The 21,865-nt window shown below is 64.5% G+C and carries 22 protein-coding genes; 7 read left to right on the forward strand and 15 right to left on the reverse strand.

Going from position 1 to position 21,865, the window contains the following annotated elements; genetic code table 11:
• Positions 1-53: 53 nt before the first annotated feature.
• The 9 genes from C2L64_RS38280 to C2L64_RS38320 form a co-directional block, all read right to left on the reverse strand.
• Positions 54-467 (reverse strand): hypothetical protein, encoded by a 414-nt coding sequence (locus C2L64_RS38280; protein WP_007576951.1) that lies wholly within the window; start codon positions 465-467, stop codon positions 54-56.
• Positions 468-591: 124 nt separating this feature from the next.
• On the reverse strand, positions 592-1,101 hold the full coding sequence (gene fae / locus C2L64_RS38285; RefSeq protein ID WP_007576954.1) for a formaldehyde-activating enzyme: 510 nt from the start codon (positions 1,099-1,101) through the stop codon (positions 592-594).
• Positions 1,102-1,236: 135 nt separating this feature from the next.
• Complete coding sequence (locus C2L64_RS38290; protein ID WP_007576956.1) at positions 1,237-2,118, reverse strand: triphosphoribosyl-dephospho-CoA synthase; 882 nt, start codon at positions 2,116-2,118, stop codon at positions 1,237-1,239.
• The gene (locus C2L64_RS38295) at positions 2,108-3,112 is read right to left on the reverse strand and encodes an ATP-grasp domain-containing protein (RefSeq protein ID WP_007576958.1); all 1,005 of its coding nucleotides are present in this window, start codon (positions 3,110-3,112) and stop codon (positions 2,108-2,110) included. The genes C2L64_RS38290 and C2L64_RS38295 overlap by 11 nt, the downstream gene beginning before the upstream one ends.
• Positions 3,109-4,215: a methenyltetrahydromethanopterin cyclohydrolase gene (gene mch / locus C2L64_RS38300; protein WP_007576960.1), complete on the reverse strand. Its 1,107-nt coding sequence runs from the start codon at positions 4,213-4,215 to the stop codon at positions 3,109-3,111. The genes C2L64_RS38295 and mch overlap by 4 nt, the downstream gene beginning before the upstream one ends.
• The gene (locus C2L64_RS38305) at positions 4,190-5,395 is read right to left on the reverse strand and encodes an ATP-grasp domain-containing protein (protein WP_007576963.1); all 1,206 of its coding nucleotides are present in this window, start codon (positions 5,393-5,395) and stop codon (positions 4,190-4,192) included. The genes mch and C2L64_RS38305 overlap by 26 nt, the downstream gene beginning before the upstream one ends.
• A 33-nt stretch (positions 5,396-5,428) precedes the next feature.
• Positions 5,429-6,355: an NAD(P)-dependent methylenetetrahydromethanopterin dehydrogenase gene (locus tag C2L64_RS38310; RefSeq protein ID WP_039899702.1), complete on the reverse strand. Its 927-nt coding sequence runs from the start codon at positions 6,353-6,355 to the stop codon at positions 5,429-5,431.
• Positions 6,356-6,448: 93 nt separating this feature from the next.
• Positions 6,449-7,498 (reverse strand): beta-ribofuranosylaminobenzene 5'-phosphate synthase family protein, encoded by a 1,050-nt coding sequence (locus C2L64_RS38315; RefSeq protein ID WP_007576967.1) that lies wholly within the window; start codon positions 7,496-7,498, stop codon positions 6,449-6,451.
• 192 nt (positions 7,499-7,690) lie between these two features.
• Complete coding sequence (locus C2L64_RS38320) at positions 7,691-8,077, reverse strand: 4a-hydroxytetrahydrobiopterin dehydratase (protein ID WP_007576969.1); 387 nt, start codon at positions 8,075-8,077, stop codon at positions 7,691-7,693.
• 379 nt (positions 8,078-8,456) lie between these two features.
• On the opposite strand from C2L64_RS38320, the gene C2L64_RS38325 reads away from it, so the two are divergent.
• From C2L64_RS38325 to C2L64_RS38345, 5 genes are all read left to right on the forward strand, one after another.
• Positions 8,457-10,274, forward strand: a complete 1,818-nt coding sequence (locus tag C2L64_RS38325) for a methanol/ethanol family PQQ-dependent dehydrogenase (RefSeq protein WP_007576971.1) — start codon at positions 8,457-8,459, stop codon at positions 10,272-10,274.
• Positions 10,275-10,466: 192 nt separating this feature from the next.
• Positions 10,467-10,907, forward strand: coding sequence for a c-type cytochrome (locus C2L64_RS38330; protein ID WP_007576973.1), 441 nt, complete (start codon positions 10,467-10,469; stop codon positions 10,905-10,907).
• A gap of 90 nt (positions 10,908-10,997) precedes the next feature.
• Positions 10,998-11,912, forward strand: a complete 915-nt coding sequence (locus C2L64_RS38335) for a substrate-binding domain-containing protein (RefSeq protein WP_007576974.1) — start codon at positions 10,998-11,000, stop codon at positions 11,910-11,912.
• Entirely contained in the window at positions 11,909-12,715 is an 807-nt protein-coding gene (locus C2L64_RS38340; RefSeq protein WP_007576976.1) for a hypothetical protein, read from the forward strand. The genes C2L64_RS38335 and C2L64_RS38340 overlap by 4 nt, the downstream gene beginning before the upstream one ends.
• Before the next feature lie 68 nt (positions 12,716-12,783).
• Positions 12,784-13,770 (forward strand): LysR family transcriptional regulator, encoded by a 987-nt coding sequence (locus tag C2L64_RS38345; RefSeq protein WP_007576978.1) that lies wholly within the window; start codon positions 12,784-12,786, stop codon positions 13,768-13,770.
• 736 nt (positions 13,771-14,506) lie between these two features.
• Here C2L64_RS38345 and C2L64_RS53625 read toward each other — a convergent pair.
• Genes C2L64_RS53625 through C2L64_RS38355 form a run of 3 tightly spaced genes read right to left on the reverse strand, consistent with a single transcriptional unit; the run spans position 14,507 to position 17,054 of the window.
• Positions 14,507-14,785: a hypothetical protein gene (locus tag C2L64_RS53625; protein WP_131542577.1), complete on the reverse strand. Its 279-nt coding sequence runs from the start codon at positions 14,783-14,785 to the stop codon at positions 14,507-14,509.
• Positions 14,757-14,963 carry a YbdD/YjiX family protein gene (locus C2L64_RS38350; RefSeq protein ID WP_007576979.1) on the reverse strand — a complete coding sequence of 69 codons (207 nt, stop codon included), beginning with the start codon at positions 14,961-14,963 and terminating at the stop codon, positions 14,757-14,759. The genes C2L64_RS53625 and C2L64_RS38350 overlap by 29 nt, the downstream gene beginning before the upstream one ends.
• Positions 14,964-14,975: 12 nt before the next feature.
• On the reverse strand, positions 14,976-17,054 hold the full coding sequence (locus C2L64_RS38355) for a carbon starvation CstA family protein (protein WP_007576981.1): 2,079 nt from the start codon (positions 17,052-17,054) through the stop codon (positions 14,976-14,978).
• Between the two features lie 302 nt (positions 17,055-17,356).
• Here C2L64_RS38355 and C2L64_RS38360 point away from each other — a divergent pair, with 302 nt between their 5' ends.
• On the forward strand, positions 17,357-18,772 hold the full coding sequence (locus C2L64_RS38360) for a cache domain-containing protein (RefSeq protein WP_007576983.1): 1,416 nt from the start codon (positions 17,357-17,359) through the stop codon (positions 18,770-18,772).
• Positions 18,769-19,410: a response regulator gene (locus C2L64_RS38365; RefSeq protein ID WP_007576985.1), complete on the forward strand. Its 642-nt coding sequence runs from the start codon at positions 18,769-18,771 to the stop codon at positions 19,408-19,410. The genes C2L64_RS38360 and C2L64_RS38365 overlap by 4 nt, the downstream gene beginning before the upstream one ends.
• A gap of 31 nt (positions 19,411-19,441) precedes the next feature.
• Here the strand turns inward: C2L64_RS38365 and C2L64_RS38370 are convergent, their stop codons facing one another.
• The 3 genes from C2L64_RS38370 to C2L64_RS38380 form a co-directional block, all read right to left on the reverse strand.
• Entirely contained in the window at positions 19,442-19,783 is a 342-nt protein-coding gene (locus tag C2L64_RS38370) for a zinc ribbon domain-containing protein YjdM (RefSeq protein ID WP_007576987.1), read from the reverse strand.
• Between the two features lie 82 nt (positions 19,784-19,865).
• Positions 19,866-20,546: a Vgb family protein gene (locus C2L64_RS38375; protein WP_007576990.1), complete on the reverse strand. Its 681-nt coding sequence runs from the start codon at positions 20,544-20,546 to the stop codon at positions 19,866-19,868.
• 38 nt (positions 20,547-20,584) lie between these two features.
• Positions 20,585-21,805 (reverse strand): hypothetical protein, encoded by a 1,221-nt coding sequence (locus C2L64_RS38380; protein ID WP_007576992.1) that lies wholly within the window; start codon positions 21,803-21,805, stop codon positions 20,585-20,587.
• Between the last annotated feature and the right edge of the window lie 60 nt (positions 21,806-21,865).

Consider the following 21,865-nt stretch of genomic DNA (forward strand, 5'->3'; position numbering starts at 1 on the left):
GCCCGTCGGCCTGAGACGGGCACGTCCGCGCGGCCGCAGGCTTAGGGCAGGCTTTACTTCGCCGCGGACGGCGTGGCCTTCGCGAGCCCGCACGCCTGATATGCCTCTTGCTGCAGCGCGCGATATTTCTTGGTTTGCGCGCGCGCCCGGTCGACGCGGAATTCATTACCGCCTTCGCCGCCGAGTGTCGCGTACTTCGCGAACGTCATCTGTTCGACGTAATCGTCATACGGTAGGGCGGCCGCAATCTTGTCGATTACGCACGAGCACTTGTAGACATTGGCGAAATCGTGACCGTTGTCGTCCATGCAGCCGAGCACGTATTCGACGCGGCCTTGTGTCGGGTAGTCGTAGCCGCTGGCGGGGGCCTTGTCGCCCGCGGGATCGGCCGCCAGCGCGGCAAGCGGAAGCACTGCAACGCACGCGAACGCCGCGACAGCGAGGCGCGCGCGACAACGTGAGGTCATGTGGAAGCCTTTAGCGTAGGGTTCTGCATCCATCGGTTAAACACGCGCGGCGCAACGCGCGGCAGACCTTTGCGGCCCGCCGCGCGTTGCGCGCGCGACACTGCGTGCCATGCATAAGCTGCGCCTAGTTCGGCGCAAACGGGTGCGCAGCCGTTGCCTTCTTCGCTACGACTTCAGCGGCGTTCGGCTCGCCCGCTACCGCGCGCTGGAGTGCCTCGCGTGTTGCCTTGTAGTTGAACTCCTGGATCTTCTTGTCGTCGTCGGCTTCCCAGTGGATGAAGACGCCGACGCAGATGAACAGGTCGTCGGCTTCGTCCTTCGGAATCGTGCCGTCTTCGACGCAATCCGCGACGGCGAGCGCTACCGCGTGCTGCGCCGGGCCGAACATCTGCACGGCCTGCTTTGCGCCCTTGATGGTCACCTTGTTGAACAGCACGGTGTTGGGCTTGGTCAGCAGATTCGGCGCAACGACGGCGAGCAGCGACGTGAAGCCGTCCTTGTTGTTGGTGAGCGCGTGGCAGAAAGCCGATTCGGCTGCTGAGCCTCGCGGCCCGATGATCAGATCGATGTGGGCGACTTCGTTGCCCTCGCCGATAAGCGACTCGCCTACCATTACGCGGTTGATCTTGGCCATGCTGTTCCTCCAGTGAATTGGGTCTGTCGACGTGTGACGAACTCGCGACGCGTGGCGACCAACCGCGCGTTGTTTGAGGGGGACGCACCGCGTTTCCGTGTAACAGGAACCATGCCAATTGATCTCGCGATGCACTCAGACGGTGTCGCAAGTGAAGCGCTGAGGGTCGAGCAGGGCGGCGACAAACAGCGTCGCGACGCTCAGATCGGCGCTCGTGCCTGGGTTGACGCCTTGCGCCTTCAGTTCGGCATCCCATGCATCGAGCCGCGCGGCGTGCGCGGGAGTGTCCGCGCCGAGCCATTGCGCGTGGCGTTCGCGCGCCTCTCGCGTGACACTTTGCGCCACGGCCACGCCATGCTTGCGCAGTATGTGCGAATCGGGCCACGCGCCGAGGAAGGTGAGAAAGACGTCGAGCGTGATAGCGGTCGGCGTGCTGCAGTGCGATTGCGCGATCGTATCGAGGCCCGAGCCGAAGATGTCCGCGAAGCCGTTCGCGTATTGACGCGCGATGCTGTCGCGTTCTGCGGCCAGCGACATTGCTTCGCGCAGATCGACGGTGGGCGGCGCATGCACCGATTGCTCCGGCGCGTCGCCCAGTCCACCGGGATTGGCGAGCGCGATCGCACGATATGCGGCGCGCGCGTCGTCGACGTCGAGACGCGAGAGGACGTTTTCGACGGATGCTTGCCAGCGTGTGGCGTCGAGCGGTGCGGTGTCGCTCAAGGGTTCTAGCGCGGCAGCAAGCGGCGCGACCAGCAACACGATGCCGAGATTCGTATTGCATCCGGCGACCTGCTGCGTGCGCGTCACGGCATCGAGAATGCGCGTGCCGACGCGCGCGCCGCGCGCGAACAGCGCAGGCGCGGCGGCCTCCGCGCTGTCGATGAACTGCGCGGCCTGCATCCCGTGTCCCGCGCTCGCGATGCTGACATTGCCCGGCTTCGCCGCTTCGACGTCGAGCCGGCACGCGCGCAGGAACGCGTCGGGCGCGCGAGAAAGGGGATCGCTAGCGCCCATGGAGCGGCACGGCAGGCTGCAGCAGCGTCGATGTGCGACTCGCCGCGAGCTTGCGATCGAGCAGATCATCGACCAGCGCCGCGGCGATATCGACGGTCGTCACCGATTGCAGTCCACGCCACGCCGCGACACCGTTCACTTCGAGCACAAGCGGCGCGCCTGTTTCGCCCGGCATCGACAGATCGGGGATCAGGTCGACGCCCGCGTAATCGAGCCCGAGCGCGGCCGTCGCGCGCTCGGCGAGGCTCGCGAGCGCCGGATCCAGTTCGGCCGGTTCGCAGCGTGCGCCGCGCGCGACGTTGTGTATCCAGCCGCGCCCGCCCGTTCGCCGCATCGCAGCAACCGCGCGTGAGCCGATCACGAGCACGCGCCAGTCGTACGCTCCAGGCCGCGCGCGCGCACTGCCGACGAAGCGCTGCAGATACGCGACCTCGCGATAGCTGCGCAGCGGCGGCAGCGGTGTCAACGCGCCGTTCGACGCGTTCGCGCCGAGCCGCCGCAAGCCCTTGCCTTGCGAGCCGAACAGCGGCTTGATCACGACCCGGCGCGCGGCCGCCGCCTCGCGCATCAGCACGCGCTGCGCGAAGGCCGCCGATTCCGTCGCCCACGCGGGTGGCGTCGGCACGCCCGCGCGATGCAGCAGGAAGCTCGTCATCGATTTGTCGACGCTGCGCTCGATAGCACGCGCGTCGTTGTAGACGGGCACACCGCACTCGCGCAGCGCGTGCAGGATGCCGAGGCGCAGCGTGACCTGCTCGAACGTGCCGCCCGCGATGCCGCGCACGAACACCGCATCGGGCAGGTCGCGCGCGAAGCCCGGAATGGCGAGGCCAAACGGCGACCACGACGTGTCGATGCGGCAGGCGGCGAGATCGACGCAGCGCGCATCGACGCCGCGCGCGCGGAACGCTTTCTTGAGGCGTCCCGTGTGCCAGCCGGTTTCGTCGGTCATGATCGCGACGCGCAGGCCGCTTGCCGCCGATACGTCGCTCATGGCGCCCCCGGACTGGTGATGCCCGGCGTGCCTGGCTCGGCCGCCGCCGGTTCATCGTCCGCAACGAACGCGTCGCCTTGCCAGAGAGCATGCAGCAGCGCGCCGTCGAGCCGGCCGCCGCGATAGGTCGCACCGCTTTCGAGGCTGCTGACCCACACCTCGGCGGGCGCAAACAGCGACGCGTCGATCTGATAAAAGTCGTGATTGAACGACGCGAAAATTTCGGCGAACGGCCGCCCGTAGTCGCGCGAATTCGACGACGGCAACTCGGCCGCCAGCCGCCGCGCAACGGCGTCGCGCGTCACCGTCAGATGCACGCGACCGCCGTAGAGGATCGCGTCGTTGGTGCGTCCCATCGCGGCGAGGCCATCGGGCGCGGGCGGCGGCAGCGGCGCCGTGCCGCTCGCTTCAACGATTTCGCCGAGCGGCACGCCGAGCACATGCGCCTTGTGCAGCGCGACCTCGACCACGCGCGCGACGATCTGCACCGTCCCGGCGACAGACTGCGTCGGCGTGACGATCACGGTCAGCTTCTCGGGCGCGAGGCCGCAGTCGCCGACGATCTTTTCGAGCACCGCTTGCGGCGGCGGCTGGCCGACTTCCATCACCAGCATGCCAGCGTCGTGCGCGTCGCGGTAGCCTAGCTCGTCGAACAGCGTCTCCTTGCCGGCCAGCGCGCGCGCCGGTCCCGAGCCGAGCGAAAAGAACTTCTTGCCGTTGTTCTGTTCCTTGCTCGCGGAAAGACTCCAGCCCGCGTACTGGCTGCCGAGGCAGGCGAGCACGGGCGACGCCGTATGCACTTCGATCATCGCGGGCCAGAGCGGCTCCTGCTCGGCGCTGATGCGCGTCTCGATGCGGCCGAGGCCACCCATGCAGATGCGCGCGATCATCACGCCCGCCTCGACGCAGCCGGGCGTCGCGATGCCCGCGTCGACGATCGTCGGTCCGAACGCGTGACGCGACGACGCGATGCGCAGCCGCGCGACATCCGCGAGCAGTTGCGCGACGAGCGGCGCGGCGAGCGCGTTGACGCTGGGCGCGTCACGGGCGATGGGCGGCGGCGCGTTGCCGTTATGGTCAGCCGTGTGAGTCGACGAGTTCATGGCAAGGTTCGGGGCTGGTTTCGATGCGTTGCAAAAGTCGTTGCGTCTGGTGTTGCAGCTCGCGTTGCAGGGCGGTGCGCCCACCCGACATCCGGCCCGTCACGAGCACCGTGCAGACGGGCTGGCCGGCTTCGATGCGCGTGCCCGGGTTCGGAATGTCGTGACAGACAGGATCGACGAACAGCGCATCGCTGAAGCGGCGCGTCACCGTGAAGGCGGTCGGCGCGAACACGACCTGTTGTGCGACACGGCATTGCGGCGCGCCCGCGCGCTCGGGCGGCAGACGGTCATGCAGGCACGCGTCGATATGCGCGGCGAGCAATCCACGCGGCCACGCGTCGCGCCACGCGCGCTCGTACAGCGCCATCGTCGACGACGGCCGCGCGTTGACTTCGAGCACGCGGATCGCATCGCCGTCGAGCAGGAAATCGAGGCTGTTGAGTCCGCTCAGATTCGCGCGCGCCGCTATGGAGCGCACCGCGTCATCGATTTGCCGCGCAATGCTCGCAGGCAGATCGACGGGACCGAGCGAACCCGCGTGCAGATACGGCAGCGTGCCGCTCGTCACGCAAAGCTGCTCTGCGTAGCCGACCACGAAAGCTTCACGCCGCGCCGCGAGAAAGAGCGCCGACATTGGCAGTCCTTCGTTCACGCGCTGAAAGTAGCCGTCGCGTGTATCGGCGCTCTCCGCTGGACGGATATGCGTGCCGCCGCAGCCATCGGCGGCTTTGTGCAGCCAGCCTTCGGGCCGCTCGGGCGGCAAGAAAGCAACCTCGGGATGCGCGATGCGCAGTTCATCGAGCAACGGGAAAAAGCGCCTCGGATCGCGCACGGCCGCCGTCGCGTCGGCGTCGTTGCCGATCAGGCGCGGCAGTTTCGCCGTCTGTTGCAGCCAGTCGATGTGCGGCTCGATCCCGCTGCCAACCACGTAACCGATCAGCTTGGGCAGCCGCACGACGCGTTCGAGCGCAGCCTGGAGCTTGTCCCGATCGATCGATAAACCGCTGCCGCCCGTATCGAGCCACAGCTTCGCGTAGCGGCGCGTGTCGCGGTCGCCGAACAGGTCGAGCGCGGCCACCTGATAACCGCCATGCGCGGCGGATTGCGCGAGCATGCGCGCCGACAGGCCCGCCACTGCGACGAACGGCGCGGATGTGGAACCGGCTGCGCTGAAAGGCATCGCGTCGCCTCGCTTAGGTCGTGCGTTCGTGCGCTAGCTGCGTTCGGCGACGACCGCGCGCGCTTCGTCGAACGCTTCGGTGAAGCCGAAATACGCAGGCTTTCCCGCCGTGCGCATCCGCGTGAACAGGCGATGTTCGACCTGATACTTCACGTTGCCTATCGCGAGTGCGCCGATGCCGATTGCATCGGGCCGCACGGCGCCACCGAGCGGCTTGCCGTCGTCCATCACGTTGACGCCGGCGATGCCCTCGGGCGGCACGGCGTTGACGTCGGCGGCGATCAGCAGGCGCGGCGCCTGCGCGAGATCGGCGGCGCTCATCACCTGGACGCCCGCGGCTGCCGTCGCGAACACGATGTCCGCATGGGTCAGCGCGGCGTGCAGTGTCTGCGGCGTGCCCGTGCCGACGCCCGAGGTCTTGATGCCGAACCGCTCGTCGACGTCATGGCTCGCGCGTTCGGCGCGCGCGGCGTCGGAATGGCTCGCGATGGTCACATGCGCGCCGAGCGTCGCCGCGATGGCGGCCGTGACGCGGCCCACGGCGCCCGTGCCGCCGAGTATCAGCACGTGCTTGTCCTTCAGTTCCTCGTCGTGCTGCACCTTCAGATGACATTCGACTAGCGCGACGAGCGCCCCTGAAGTCGTGTACGCGCCGCTCGGGTCGGCGAACACGGAGACTTCGAACGGCGGCACCATCGCTTCGCGCGCGCGGTCGAGCATGTCGGCGGCGAGCATCACATCGCGTCCGCCGATAAAGATACCCGTGCGCGACACGCCTTTCGGGCCGCGCGAAAAGATCGCGTCCTGGGTCAGTTGCACGACGTTGCGCACATCGACACCGCAATACGGCACGACGATCTGATAACCGGCGTCGGCGGCCATGTTGACGTCGAACGGGCTCATCTGCGGCGTCGGCGTGAACATGTGCAGAATGTAGGGCCTTTCAGTGGTTTGTGACATGGAGTCGGCTCTTTCGTAGTCAAAAGCGGGGCTTGCGCGACCCTTGATGGGCGCGCAGGCATTCGATCGGTCGGCGGATTGCGGGCATCCGGCTCATTGCGCGTCGATGCCGAAGCGCGGCTGCTGGACGGCATAGAAGCGCGCGCCGCAATTGCGGCCGCGCGTCACCGAGCACACGATGCCGGGGAATTCGCGCGTCGCCGCGCGGGCTGCCGCGAGCGCGTCGTCGGCATGGCGCGAGCTCTGCACGAACGCGAAGCCCGTCGGGCCCCACGAGCTTTGCCCGACGCCCGCTGTCTGGTTCGCCGCGATGGCCTGCAAGGCCGCCGCGACGGCGGGGCTGGAGTAGACGCCGCCTTGCACGGGCGCGAAGTATTCACCGATCGACTGCTGAACCTCGCTGACGCCGGCGGCGAACGCGTCGAAGTCGCCTTGCGCCATGCCGGGCAGCACGCGCATCAGCAGTTGATGGCAGACGTGCGCGGCGAGAGTCTGCGGGAAGGGCGGCAGCGCTGCGAGGCCGCGCTTTTCGTCTTCGCCGTGCAGGCCTTCGCGCGTGGTGTCGTCGATCAGCACGATGCGCCAGTCGTCGGGAAACGGCTGGCGCGCGATCAGCGGCGGCAAGGCGGCGCGCGTTGCCACGCCCGCTGTCATGCGGCCCGGCCCACCGTCGACGAGCAACCCGCCATGATCGAAACCGAGCACGCCGATGCCGGAACGCGCGCCGCGTCCGAGGCGTTGCGCGAGTTCCGCCGTCGTTGCCGCGATGCCGACCAGCCGCGCGTACGCGGTGCCGACCGCGAGCGCGAGCTGCGTGCCCGAGCCGATGCCGCAATGCGCGCGCGCCGCCTGTTCCACTTCGACGGAAACGGGCGGCCCGCCATAGGCGTCGTGCAGCAGCGCGAGATAGCGCTCGATGCGCTCGCGTTGCGCGTCGGTGGTAGCGCCTTCGATCTGCGCGTCGTCGGCGGGCCGCGCGGTGACGCGCGTGCCGCATCCTTCGATGACGACGCCGACGCTGCCGAACGCGCGTCCAAGCGATCCGTTGGGATCGAGAAAGCCCATGTGCAGCCGGCCGGGCGCTTCAACGGTGATCGCCGAGATGGCAGGCAGTGTCGACGTGCGTTCGGATGACATCCGCATTCGAGAGCTTCCTTGTCGAGTCGTATGGGCGTGGGGCGCCGCAATAAAACGGCGCGGAACCGCCGCAGCGGCGCGGTTCCGGAGTCAGGCAAGAGCCGTACCACGCGCGACACGGCGCGCGATCCGTGCGATCCGCGCGACCGCCGTGCGATCAGCCCGTGATCCAGCCCGCGCGCCTTCGCGCGAACGCCGTCAGCTCTTCGGCGCGTCGTACTTGATATAGCGGAAGCGCTGATCGTCGGCGGGCGTGCCTTCGAGCGGGCCGCCTTCCTTGCCCGGCTGCCACCCGATGACCTCTTCGATCTTCCGCGCGAGCGTGAAGTCCTTGTCGGTGATGCCCTTGGCGGAATGCGTCTTCAGCTTCACGACGACGAACGCATACGACACCGTCAGATCCGGGTGATGCCACGCTGCTTCGGCAAGATGGCCGACGGTGTTGACCACCATCAGCGTGCCTTTCCAGCCTTCCGTGCGGTACTTGCGCCGCAGCCAGCCGTCTTCGAGATACCAGTGCTGCAATGGGCCTTCGAGCTTCTTCTGGATTTCCTCGTCGGAATACACCTGTTCGCTTTGTGCCATGACGGACCTCCGCTGGTGTCGGGATGGTTGCTCATATGAAGAGCTTAGCGCCCCTGTGCGCTTTGCAAAGCCCGATTGCCGCCTTGCCTGCGTGCGGGCCTCGGGCGCCGCCTGTTGGTTTGCGTATCTGACACAGAATGTCCCGCCGCAGGCGGCGAAGCGGAACATGTTGACGCCGCGAAGGCGTGCAGCGGCGTGTCAATGCGTGTTGTAGCGACCGGCATGGAATATGCGAACCGCCGTCATACGCATGGGCTGGGCAATGGATCCGGCGCAGCAAAGACGTTACCTGCATCCAGCGGCGCGGCTGGGAGCGACCCGGTAGCGTGTCATCGGTAACTGGACGGTTTCAACCAGTATCACCCAATCTGGAGGAGACATGAACGTACGCACCCTGGTTCTCGGACTGGCGGTGTTGGTTGCGACGGCGCTGAACTCGTTCCTGGCTTATGCCGATCCGCAGCTGGACTCGCTAATCAAGAACCCATCTAACTGGGCGGCGCAGGCAGGTGATTATTCCAATCACCGGTACAGCCCGCTCAAGCAGATCAACGAAAGTAATGTCGGCAAACTGCAGGTCGCCTGGACGATGTCGACGGGCGTGCTGCGCGGTCACGAAGGTTCGCCTCTCGTCATCGGCGACACGATGTATATCCACTCGCCGTTCCCCAATAAGGTCATCGCAATCAACCTGAAGGACCAGACCTTCATCTGGCAATACGAGCCGAAGCAGGACGCGTCGGTGATCTCCGTGATGTGCTGCGATACCGTGAACCGCGGGCTCGCATACGGCGACGGCAAGATCTTCCTGCAACAGGCCGACACCAAGCTCGTCGCGCTCAACGCGAAGACGGGCGAAGTGGTCTGGACCGCGCAGAACGGCGATCCGAAAGCGGGTGAAACCAACACCAACGCGCCGCACGTATTCGGCGACAAGGTGCTGACGGGCATCTCCGGCGGCGAGTTCGGCGTGCGCGGCCGTCTGATCGCGTACGACATGAAGACGGGCAAGGAAGCGTGGAAGGCCTACAGCACCGGGCCCGACAACGAGATGCTGCTCGATCCGCAACAGACGATGACGTGGGTCGACGGCAAGATGCAACCCGTCGGCGCGGATTCGTCGATCAAGAGCTGGAAGGGCGATCAGTGGAAGCTCGGCGGCGGCACCACGTGGGGCTGGTATGCGTGGGATCCAAAGCTGAACCTTGTCTACTACGGCACGGGCAATCCGGGCACGTGGAACCCGACGCAGCGTCCCGGCGACAACAAGTGGTCGATGTCGATTTTCGCGCGCGACCTGAATACGGGCAAGGCGAAGTGGGTTTATCAGATGACGCCGCACGACGAATGGGACTATGACGGCGTCAACGAAATGATCCTCTCCGACATTTCGATCAACGGCAAGAAGACGCCCGCCATCGTCCACTTCGACCGCAACGGCTTCGGCTATACGCTGAACCGCGAGACGGGCGAGCTGCTGGTCGCGCAGAAGTACGACCCGGCCGTGAACTGGGCGGATAGCGTCGATCTGAAGAGCGGCCTGCCGATTCGCAACGCCTCGTATTCGACGCAGAAAGCCGGTCCCGATCACAACGTGAAGGGCATCTGCCCGGCGGCGTTGGGTTCGAAGGACCAGCAACCGGCCGCGTTCGATCCTTCGTCGAACCTGTTCCTCGTGCCGACCAACCACGTCTGTATGGACTACGAGCCGTTCGATGTCGACTACGTGTCCGGCCAGCCGTATGTGGGCGCGACGCTGTCGATGTTTCCCGGTCCGAACGAGAAGGGCGCGATGGGTAACTTCATCGCGTGGGATGCGGCGAAGGGCAAGATCGTCTGGTCGAAGCCGGAGCGTTTCTCGGTGTGGTCGGGCGCGCTGGCGACGGCAGGCGGCATCGCCTTCTACGGCACGCTGGAAGGCTACATCAAGGCAGTACGGATCAAGGACGGCAAGGAACTGTGGAAGTTCAAGACGCCGTCGGGGATCATCGGCAACGTGTTCACGTATGAGTATCAGGGCAAGCAGTTCGTCGGCGTGTATTCGGGCATCGGCGGCTGGGCGGGCATCGGCATGGCAGCCGGCCTGCAGAAGTCGACGGAAGGCCTGGGCGCCGTGGGCGGCTACCGCGAGCTGGCGAAGTACACCGCGCTCGGCGGCACGCTGTTCATCTTCGCCATTCCCGGCGGGAACGGCTGATACGGTCTGAAGCGTTGCAGCAGTCTCGCAGTCGTAGTTTCGCAGCAGCAGTGACGTAGCCGGAGACGCCCGTACGCGGTCTTCGGCTCCGAACAAGTGGCGCCCGCGGCGCGTTGCAGATGCGATGTGCCGCGCGGCTGCCCGGTTATGCCTGAAAAGCAGCTTCAATCGAAATGATAGGGAGACGAACGCATGAAAGGCCGTGTTGTGCTGTCGCTTGCAGGTGCGTTACTGGCGTTGAGCGCTTTACCTGTTGTCATGACCAATAGCTGGGGACAGTCGTCGGACGCGCCCCCCCAGGCCCAGAAGGTTGCTTACAAAGTGGTCGACGGCAACAAGGTCGACAGTGATACGCTGCTGGGATGGAAAACCTGGCGCGCGCTCGCCTGCGAACGCTGCCACGGCGCGAAGCAGGAGGGCCTCGTCGGTCCGTCGCTGATCGATGCGTTCAAGACGCTCGACAAGAACGAGTTTCATCGTACGGTGTTCGGCGGACGTGTCGACAAGGGCATGCCCGATTTCAGTTCGAGTCAGATGATGCAGAAGAACTGGGAGAACCTCTTCGCCTACCTGAAAGGCCGCTCCGACGGCTCGATCAAACCGGGCGATCTGCAGGCGATCGATGCGAAGTGACGATAAAGTCGTGCGATTGCCCGTGACGTGCCGCGATGCAATGCATCGCATCGCGCCGCCCATCGCATGACGCCAACCCGGGAGACCTCGATGACCGATCGCAGAAGTTCCGCCGTCCATGCCGTCTGTGCGATGCTGGCGCTGTGCTGGGCCTGCGTCGGAGCGCCATCCGCCTACGCGCAAGGCGCACCCGCGCCGAATCTGCCGAACAACGACGGCGCGGACAACGTTCTGCGCGTGTGCGCCGATCCGAACAACATGCCATTGTCGAACGACAAGGGCGAGGGCTTCGAGAACAAGATCGCGGCCGCAATGGCCAAAGATTTCGGCTACAAGCTCGAATACACGTACTTCCCTCAGCGCATGGGCTTCGTGCGTCACACGTTGCGCGACAAGGCGGACAACAGCGATCAGTTCAAATGCGATTTGATCATCGGCGTGCCGCATGGTTACGACATGACGTCGACCACGCGGCCGTGGCTGCATTCCACATACGCGATGGTGTTCATCAAGCGCCCCGAGTTCGCGAACATCAATACGCCTACTGATCTGTTGAAGTTGCCGCCCGATCAACTGAAAAAGTTGAAGCTCGGCATTTTCTCGCAGACGCCCGCTGTCGACTGGCTGCTGAATAACAACCTGATCGACCAGGCTGTGTCGTATCGCGCGCAAAGCGGCGACCCGAATGCGTTTCCAGGCGAGATGATCCAGCACGATCTGGCGCAGGGCAACGTCGACGTCGTGTTCGTCTGGGGACCGATTGCGGGCTACTTCGCGAAGCAGGCGAGCGATCGCGTGAAGCTCGTGCCGTTCCCGCCGCAGGCGGGCATCCGTTTCGACTATGAAATCTCGATGGGCGTGCGTTACGGCGAGAAGGCGTGGCACGACAAGATCGACCAGTGGATCGCCACCCATCAGGACACGATCGACAAGATTCTCGTCAGCTATGAAGTGCCGCTCTTGCCGTTGGCGAGCGCGCCGGTTGCGTCGGATGCGCCGAAATGACGGGCGCTTTGGGAGCGAACGCACGCGTTGGCGGGCGTGCGTTTGCGATGCGTGGCGCGGCCGCGATGGCGGCGCTCGTGTTGTGGATGACCTCGCCGCAGGCGGCGCGCGCAGCCGATGCTGCTAGCGGAGCGAGTGGCGCGACGGCGCCTATTGCACCCGCCGAGAAGTTGCTGTTTCTCACGCCGCATTTGCAGGGCGTCGCGTCGCAGACGGAGCTCGACTATTCGCTCGTCGTTTCCGCGCCGCCTGAGAAGCAGACGGATAGGGTCCGTGTACTCGTCGCGAGCGCGGGCAACGCGAATAGCGACGTCACGGTCAGCGATGCGAGCGGCAAGGTGCCGTTGCCGGACAATCTGCCGTGCAACCCTGTGATCCTGTATTTTCTCGAGCGCGATATCGCCGGGATGGAGCAGGCGACGGGCGGCCAGCGGCGCTATTTCCAGCAGCGCTTGCGGCTTGCGCTCGCGGCGTCGCCGGCTATCACGGAAGCGACGATACAGGTTGACGGCAAGCCCGTGAAGGCGCGCAAGATCGTGATCCAGCCGTATCTGCACGATCCGAACGCGCAGCGCTTTCCGAAGTTCACGAGCAAGCGCTACACGTTCGTGCTCGCCGACGGCGTGCCTGGCGGCGTGTCGTTGCTGCGCACCGACGTGCCTGGCGACAACGACGATTTCGCCCATCCGTTGAAGACGGAGTCGTTGAGCTATGAAGGCTCGCTGCGTAAGCTGTCGCCGCCCGCGCACGGCACGCCGACGTCACCGGCGGCGCCACCTGCCGGACCGCGCGCGAGCCGCTGAATCTTGTCGATGTCGCTGCGTGGCGGCGCGCGCCTGCCGCCCATTGCCACGCTCATGGAAATTGCCACATGAACCTGATCCGCTCGCTGACGCTCAGGCAACTGCAGATCTTCGTGATCGCGAGCCGTTTGCCGAGTTTCGCGCGCGCGGCGGAAGAACTGCATCTGACGCAGCCGGCCGTGTCGATGCAGATTCGCCAGCTGGAGGAAGCGATCGGCATGCCGCTGTTCGAGCGGATCGCGCGGCGCCTCAGTCTGACGGAAGCGGGCGAGCGTCTGTCGCATCATGCGAGCCGCATTCTCGGCGAGATCAAGGATGCCGAAGACACGATGATTTCGCTCGCGCAAGCAGATAGCGGGTCGATCACGGTCAGCATCGTGAGTTCGGCGACTTACTTCGCGCCGAAGTTGCTCGCGCAGTATTCGAAGCAGTATCCGAAGGTGGATGTGCATTTTTCGGTTGGCAATCGCGAGACGTTGTTGCGGCTCTTGCAGGACAATGCGACGGATCTCGCGATTATGGGTAGGCCGCCGCCTGAGTTGGGCACGACAGCTGAGCCGCTTGCTTATCATCCGCATGTGATTATTGCGCCGGTTACGCATCCTTTGCGCGATGCGCGGCGTTTTGATTTACAGGAACTGGCGGGGGATACGTTTCTGTTGCGTGAGCCTGGGTCGGGGACGCGGGCTGTGGCCGAGCATACGTTTCGGCAGCATCTTTTTACACCTTCGCGGTGTGTGACGCTTGGGAGTAATGAGACTATCAAGCAGGCTGTGATGGCCGGGATGGGGGTGAGCCTTATCTCGTTGCATACGCTTGGGCTCGAATTGCGGACGGGGGAGATTGCGCTGCTTGATGTGAATGGGACGCCCGTTGAGCGCACGTGGCAGATCGTGCATCTCGCTTCTAAGCAGTTGTCGCCGACTTGTGTGATGTTCAGGCGGTTTTTGCTTGAGCATGCGGAGCCGTTTCTTGAGCAGGAGTATGTGGAGCTGGTCAGGACTTTGTCGTCAGGGACTGCCCGGCGTGGGCGTAGCGCGAAGGCAGTGGTTTGAAGGGTTTTTGTCTGCGACGCTGGGTGGTTTTTTTGCTTTTGCTTTTGCTCGCACTGGCGTTCGCTGTTGCGCTTTCGCGGCGCGGCGGTTTGGTTTTCGGGGGCTTTGTGCTGGCATCCGTGAGGCGGTGTTTGCTGCGCACGCGGTTTGGTTGTTTTGCCTTTTTGCTGGCATCCGCGCTATGCCTTCGTACTTCAAGCGTCGCCCCTGTGCGGGGCGGCACCTACTTTTCTTTGCCGCCGCAAAGAAAAGTAGGCAAAAGAAAGCGGCTCACACCGCCAGCCCTTTTGTTTGCCTGAGGGACCCCAACGGGTCTTATGCTTCACACGGCAGCGTCTCTGCTGGCGCACGTTGCCAACGCTTCGAATGAACGCCTCACCCGCTTCGAATACCCGTACTCGGGCAGGCGGCAGCGAATGGTATGTGCCGCCCAGGTGGCAAACTGTGTGTAGGTTGTCGCGTCGTATAGCCTGGCGCTCTTACATGGTGGCACGCATGCGCTATCGGTCCGGAGTGATGTGTGTGTAGTGCTACGGCCTACACACAGTTTGCCACCTGGGCGGCCGTGGAACATCTGGCACGGCATGCTGTATCGCGGGTGCGTGAAGCGGGTGAGGCGTACTGCAAGAGCGCTGGCAACGGACGCGGAACAAGCAGGTTGCCGTGTGAAGTGAGGGACCGGTTGGGGGCCCTCAGGCAGGGAGAAGAATTTGCGGTGTTAGCCGCTTTCTTTTGCCTACTTTTCTTTGCGGCGGCAAAGAAAAGTAGGTGCCGCCCCGCACAGGGGCGACGCTTGAAGCACGAAGGCAAAACGCGGATGCCAGCGCAAAGGCAAAAAAACCAAACTGGCCGCGCCACGAAGACAAAACGCGGATGCCAGCGCAAAGGCCAGAACAACCAAACCGCCCGCGCTGCGAAGCCGCTGCACAGAAGCCATCGCAACAGCATTCATCCCAACAGCGTCGCAGACAAAAAAACCAAACGGCTCAACAACACTTCCCCGCGCCACCGGCATACCTGGCCGCCTGCCGCTCCCGAAAAAACTCCTCATAACTCATAACAGGGCGATCCGGATGCGTAGCACCCATATGCGCGACATAAGTCTCATAGTCGGGCATCCCGACCATCAACCGCATGGCTTGCCCGAGATATCGCCCGGCGTTGAGCACATCATCCCGAAGTCCTGAGAACATGGCGCGGTCCCTTTAGTGCGTACCGCTTGCACGCTGCCCGGAAGGCAGAATCTCAAACGGCGTCTCCCGCACAGTGGGCCGATCAGCGCGTCGCGCACGAACCACCGCGAGCACGCCATAAAACACCACACTAACGACCACAAAAATAAACAACCCAGCCAGCGCAGCATCGACATAGTCATTGAACATGATCCGATGCATCTGCTCGATCGACTTGGCCGGCGCAACGATCTTGCCAGCATCGGCAGATGCACCGAGCTTTGCAGCATGCGCCAGAAACCCAACCTTCGGATTCGCGTCGAAAATCTTCTGCCAACCCGCCGTCATCGTACAGACCAGCAACCACACGGTCGGCACAAGCGTAACCCACGCAAAACGCTCGCGCTTCATCTTGAACAACACCACCGTGCCGAGCACCAGCGCAATCCCCGCCAGCATCTGGTTCGAGATACCGAACAGCGGCCACAGCGTATTGATGCCGCCAAGCGGATCGATCACGCCCTGATACAGGAAGTAACCCCACGCGGCAACGCACAGCGCAGTAGCGATCAGGTTCGCAGGCAGCGATTCCGTGCGCTTGAGAGCAGGGTGGAACGTGCCCAGCAGGTCCTGCAGCATGAAGCGTCCAGCACGCGTGCCTGCATCTACAGCCGTCAGGATGAAGAGCGCTTCGAAAAGAATGGCGAAGTGATACCAGAACGCCATCATCGCCTGTCCACCAATCACCTGATGGAGAATCTGCGCCATGCCCACGGCAAGTGTCGGCGCACCGCCTGCACGCGCGACGATCGTCGTTTCGCCGACCGCCTGCGCTGTTTGCGTCAGCATGTCCGGCGTCAGCATGAAGCCCCATTGCGATACGGTTTGCGCGACCGCGTCGGGCGTCGTGCCGAGCACGGCAGCAGGCGCGTTCATCGCGAAGTAGATGCCCGGCTCGATCACAGCAGCCGCCACCAGCGCCATGATCGCAACGAACGATTCCATCAGCATCGCGCCATAACCGATGAAGCGCGCATTCTTTTCATTGTCGAGCAGCTTCGGCGTCGTGCCCGACGAGATCAGCGCGTGGAAACCCGATACCGCGCCGCAAGCGATCGTGATGAACAGGAACGGGAACAGGTTGCCCGACCACACAGGCCCCGTGCCGTCGACGAACTTCGTCAGCGCGGGCATCTTGAGTTCCGGCGCGACGACGAGAATGCCGATCGCAAGACCGAGAATCGTGCCGATCTTCAGGAACGTCGACAGATAGTCGCGCGGCGCAAGCAGCAGCCACACAGGCAGCACCGATGCCACAAAGCCGTAGCCGATCAGAATCCACGTGAGCTGCGTGCCGCTGAACGTGAACCATGCGGCGAGCGCGGCATTATCGTGCACGCTCTGACCGAACACGATCGATGCCATCAGCAGCACGAAGCCGATCACCGACACTTCACCGATGCGGCCCGGCCGGATGAAGCGCGTGTAGACGCCCATGAACAGCGCAATGGGGATGGTCGCGGCGACCGTGAACGTGCCCCACGGCGAATTGGTCAGCGCCTTCACGACGATCAGCGCGAGCACGGCAAGGATGATCACCATGATGAGGAACGCGCCGAACAGCGCGATCACGCCGGGCACGGTGCCAAGCTCCATCTTGACGAGATCGCCGAGCGAACGGCCGTCGCGGCGCGTCGAGATGAACAGCACGATGAAGTCCTGCACGGCGCCTGCAAACACGACGCCCGCGAGAATCCACAGCATGCCGGGCACGTAGCCCATTTGCGCGGCGAGCACCGGGCCGACCAGCGGGCCTGCGCCCGCGATCGCCGCGAAGTGATGGCCGAACAGCACGTACTTGTTGGTCGGCACGTAGTCGAGACCGTCGTTGTGCCGCACGGCGGGCGTCACGCGCTGGCCGTCGAGCTGCAAGACATGATTCGCGATGAAGCGGCTGTAGAAGCGATAAGCGATCAGATAGACGCAGACGGCGGCGATCACGACCCAGAGGGCGCTGACCTTCTCGCCATGCGCAAGCGCGATGGTGCCGAACGCGAATGCGCCGAGAAGCGCGACCGCTGTCCAGACCAGAATACTGGATGCTCTATTCATTTGTGTCTCCTGTCGACCAGAGTTGGCGCTTTAGCGCCTTACTCTGGTCCCATGCACGGCGAGTCGACCAGAGTTGGTGCCTTAGCGCCTTACTCTGGTCCCATGCACAGCTAAGTTGTTTTCATGCCCGTCAGCGCCTGCTGGCGAGACCTCTGCGACGCGCCAGGGGAGCGCCGCGCATGGTCGAAGATGTGCCATGCTTTGGGCGTGTAGTATTCGTCTTCGTCGCGTGCGCCACAAGCGCACAACTACGTAAGCGCGCTACGTAGAATTACGTAGGCAGTCCGACCGGCTTTCCACAGATGAAACTCAAGGCAAAGATCTTTCTGCTCGCCCTCGTGCCGTTTCTGGCCGCGATCGCGGGCATTGCGCTCGGCGTGCGCCATCAGGCCACCGCGCTCGCGAGCGCGCAGCACGACACGACGCAATCGGCCTACATGGCGAGCAAGGAAATCGAACTGCGCCACTACGTCGATCTCGCGACCAGCGCGATCAAGCCGCTCTACGACGAAGCGGGCGTCAACGCACGCGACGACGCGCTCCTGCGCAACCGCGCGCTCGCGATGCTCGAGAAAATGGACTTTGGCCAGGACGGCTACTTCTTCGTCTACGACATGCATGGCCGCTCGCTGATGCATCCGCGCGAGCCGGATCTCGTCGGGCGTGATCTGTGGACCTTGCGTGATCCTGCGGGCTCGCTGACCATCCAGCAGCTCATCAAGGCGGCCGCCGAGGGCGGCGGCTATGTGCGCTATGTGTGGCATCGTCCGTCGACGGGCAAGCTCGCGCCGAAGCTCGGCTATGTCGTGCCGCTGCCGCGCTGGGGCTGGATGCTCGGCACGGGGATCTATCTCGACGATGTCGACACGACGCTGGCGCGCATCGACCAGCGCGCATCCTCCGACATCGAGCACACCATGCTATGGATCGGCGCGATCGCGCTCGCGGGGCTGTGCGTGATCGCCGTGTGCGCGTTGGTGCTGAACGTCAGCGAATACCGCAGCGCGGACGCGAAGCTCAAGCGTCTCGCGCAGCAGGTGGTCGAATCGCAGGAAAACGAACGCGCGCGGCTGTCGCGCGAACTGCATGACGGCATCAGTCAGATGCTCGTCTCCGTCAAGCTGCTGCTCGAGTCGGCGCTCGCGCGCTTCGAGCTGACCGAGCCGCGCGTGCAGCCAGCGGAAGCGGCACTGTCCACCGGCATCGGGCGGCTCGGCGATGCGCTGCGTGAAGTGCGCCGCATCTCGCATGCACTGCGTCCTTCGATGCTCGACGATCTCGGGCTGGCAGCAGCGCTCGAACAACTGACGCGCGAGCTGAGCACGCAAAGCCATCTGTCGATCGGGTTTACGCAGATCGTGCACGATCATGCCGCGCAACTGCCCGACACGGTGAAGACAGCGCTGTTCCGCATCGCGCAGGAAGCATTGACGAACATCTTCCGGCACGCGCACGCGACGCAGGCTGCCGTCGCGCTGGAAGTCACGGCGCGCCGCGTCACGCTGTCGATCAGCGACGACGGCCGCGGCTTCGATGTCGAACGGGTGCAGGCCGACGCGAGCGCGGGCGTTGGCTTGCGCAACATGCGCGAGCGTCTGGAGGCGCTGAACGGCGAGTTGCAGCTCGTGTCGCGGCCGGGCCATACACTCGTCACGGCGACTGCGCCGCTTTTCGCGCGGGAAGCGCTTCACATCGAAATGCAGGCAGACCCTTCATGAACAGTCCAGCGGGCGCGGCGCGCCTTATCCTCGTCGACGATCATCCCCTCGTGCGCGATGGCTTGCGAGCGCGGCTCGATACCGTGCCGGGTTTCGCCGTGGTCGGCGAAGCGGGTAACGCCGACGAAGCGCTGGCGCTCGCGGCCGCGCACGAGCCGGACCTCGTGCTGATGGACGTGGGCATGCGAGGGATGAACGGCATTGCGCTCGCCGCGCTGTTTCATGAGCGCTTTCCGGGCATCCGCGTGCTGATGCTGTCGATGCACGACAACGTCGAATACGTGACCCAGGCGGTGCGCGCGGGCGCGAGCGGCTACGTGCTGAAGGATTCGCCGGGCGCGGAGATCATCCGCGCGATCGGCGCTGTGCTCGACGGCAAGACCTATTTCAGCGAAGGGCTCAGCGCGCGGCTGATTCATGCGTCGGCGATGCGCGATCCGATCGAACGTCTGACGCCGCGCGAGCGCGATATTCTCGATCAGCTCGCCGAGGGGCTGTCGAGCAAGCAGATCGCGCAACGCAACGGTCTTTCAGTTCGCACCGTCGAAACGCATCGGTTGAATCTGAAGCGCAAGCTCGAGATCGAAGGGCAGGCCGAGCTGATCAAGTTTGCGGTGGAGCATCGGCGCACGGGGTGAGGCGGGCAGCAGAGGGCTGTCCGCCCGCCGCTCACACCTTCCTGACGAATTCCGACTTCAGACTCATCGCGCCGAAGCCATCGATCTTGCAATCGATATCGTGGTCACTGTCCACCAGCCGGATGTTTTTTACCTTGGTGCCCATCTTGACCACGCCTGCCGAGCCTTTCAGTTTCAGGTCCTTGATGACAGTCACGGTATCGCCGTCCTGCAAGACGTTTCCGGCCGAATCGCGATAGACCTTTTCGGCTGGTTCGGCCGGCATCACTGACTGCGCCGACCATTCATGCGCACATTCCGGGCAGATATAGACGCCCCCGTCTTCGTACGTGAACTCGGAATTGCATTTCGGACAACGGGGTAGCGTGCTCATAAGTATTCCTTGATGCCTGGCGTCAGCAGTAAAAGCGCGGAAGTATAGCGCTGTCTGACGGCCGGCTTTCCTGGAAACTGTGTCAATCGCTCGTCGCGTCAACGGGTGCTTCTGTATCAGTGCGCTTTGCATCCCGTTTCGGCCTGCGGACAGCACACAGTGTTCCGCTGTTGCCACCGCCGCAGAAGAACTGTTCAGCACCATCCGACTCGACCCCCGACACACGAACCCCTTCCGGCATATCGAGCATCTCCAGCACTTCGCCCGTGCGCGGATCGACGTGCCGCAAATCGCTCTGGTCGCCTTCCCACGTACCGTGCCACAGTTCGCCATCCACCCACGTCACGCCCGTCACGAAACGGTTCGATTCGATCGTGCGAAGTATCGCGCCCGTTTGCGGATCGAGCTGATGGATCTTGCGTTCCTGATACTGCCCGACCCACAGCGCGCCTTCCGCCCACGCGAGCCCTGAATTGCTGCCTGCGGGCGCGGGAATCGTCGTGAGGACGGCGCCCGTCTGCGGATCGACCTTGCGAATCTGGTCGCCGGCGATCTGGTACAGGTACTGTCCGTCGAACGCCGTGCCCGCCGTTGCGGGAACCTCGATCGAACGCACCGTTTTTCCGCTCGATGGATCGAGCGCGTTGACCGCTTCGCCCGAGGCGAACCACACATGCTGGCCGTCGTAGCTGACGCCATGCACGTTGTCGATGCCCGGAAAAGGTCCATATTCACGCACGATTTCAGCAGGTGAGCGTTTCATGCTTGCGTCCTCGTCGGTGAAGTGTCGAGCCTTACATGCTAATCGATTGGCAGCGCAGCGGGGAGTAACAAGACTGTCGCGAAACCCGGCATGGGCGGCATCATCCAGCGGCGCGCGCGGCCCTGACCGAACGACTGCACCTTGCCCGCCGACGCGAGTGTATCGAGCGCGCGTTGCACGGTCCGTTGACTGGCGCCGAGCGCAAGCGCGAGCGCGGAACTCGACCACGATTCGCCGTCGGCGAGCAAGGCCAGTAGCGACGCGTGTTCTTCTTCGACGGGCCGCGCCAGCACGACGACTTCGGATGCGCGGCGCGGCGTCAGCGCGAAGCCGCGTTTCGTTGCATCGATATCGGCGAGCGCGCCAAGCATCGTGCGCAGCCGTCCGATCTCGACACGCAGTCGCGCGCGATGCGTTTCGTCCGCATGCTTCATGCGGAATGCACGCTCGATCAGCGTGTCGCGTGGCACGTCGTTGGGCCAGGCCTCGGCGAGCATTCGCGCAAGCGTGAACAGCACGGGGCGCGTGGCCAGCGGCACGACGTGGTCCCCGTCGCGCACGGCGTAACGGCAAGCGTCGATGACGAGCGCTTTCGATGCCATCAATGCTTCGACATCTTCGAGCAGCAGAAGCCGTTCGTCGCCGCCTGCGATCAGACGCGCGGCGGGCGTAACCAGCAGGCGCGCTGCGCTTTCGACTTCCGCTGCGAGACCGGGAATACCGGCATGGCGCGCGGCGCGCTCCGCTCTCGCCAGCGCTGCGCGCGCGGTCTTCGTGCGCAGACGCCGCATCGCGATGCCCGCGACGATCAGCTCGTGCGCGGCGCTCGATGCAGGTGGAAAGGGCGCGGCATCGAATCCGTCCAGCAGACGTTCGGCCTCGTCCAGATGCCCGATCAGCAGCAGACGGCGCACCTGAAGATTGCGCGCGTGCGCGGCGTTCAGGCGGTCGTCATGCGCTTCGAGCGTCTGGCGTGCGGCTTCGAGCGATTTCGCGGGCCAGCCGAGATCGCGCGACGCGAGCGCAATCTCCGCTTCGGCGACGATGCATCGCGCGCGAGCGACGGCTTCCTTAGGACCGAACGCGCGCGCCGCGCTGCGTATCAGCGCCTTCGCGCGCACGAGGTCGCCGAGTTGCGCCATCGCAATGCCGCGCAGCGCGAGCGCAGGCGCGTCGTCGCGCAACGCGACGCGGTTCAGCGCGCCGAGGGGATTACCCGCGGCGAGCGAGCGCGCGGCGGCTGCGAGGGTTGCGTCCATCTGAATCACGCCACACTTGTCACTCCCGTCCATTGAATGTCCCGCACTAATCTAGCACGA

This window comes from Paraburkholderia hospita (genome assembly GCF_002902965.1).
GTDB classification, from domain to species: Bacteria; Pseudomonadota; Gammaproteobacteria; order Burkholderiales; family Burkholderiaceae; genus Paraburkholderia; species Paraburkholderia hospita.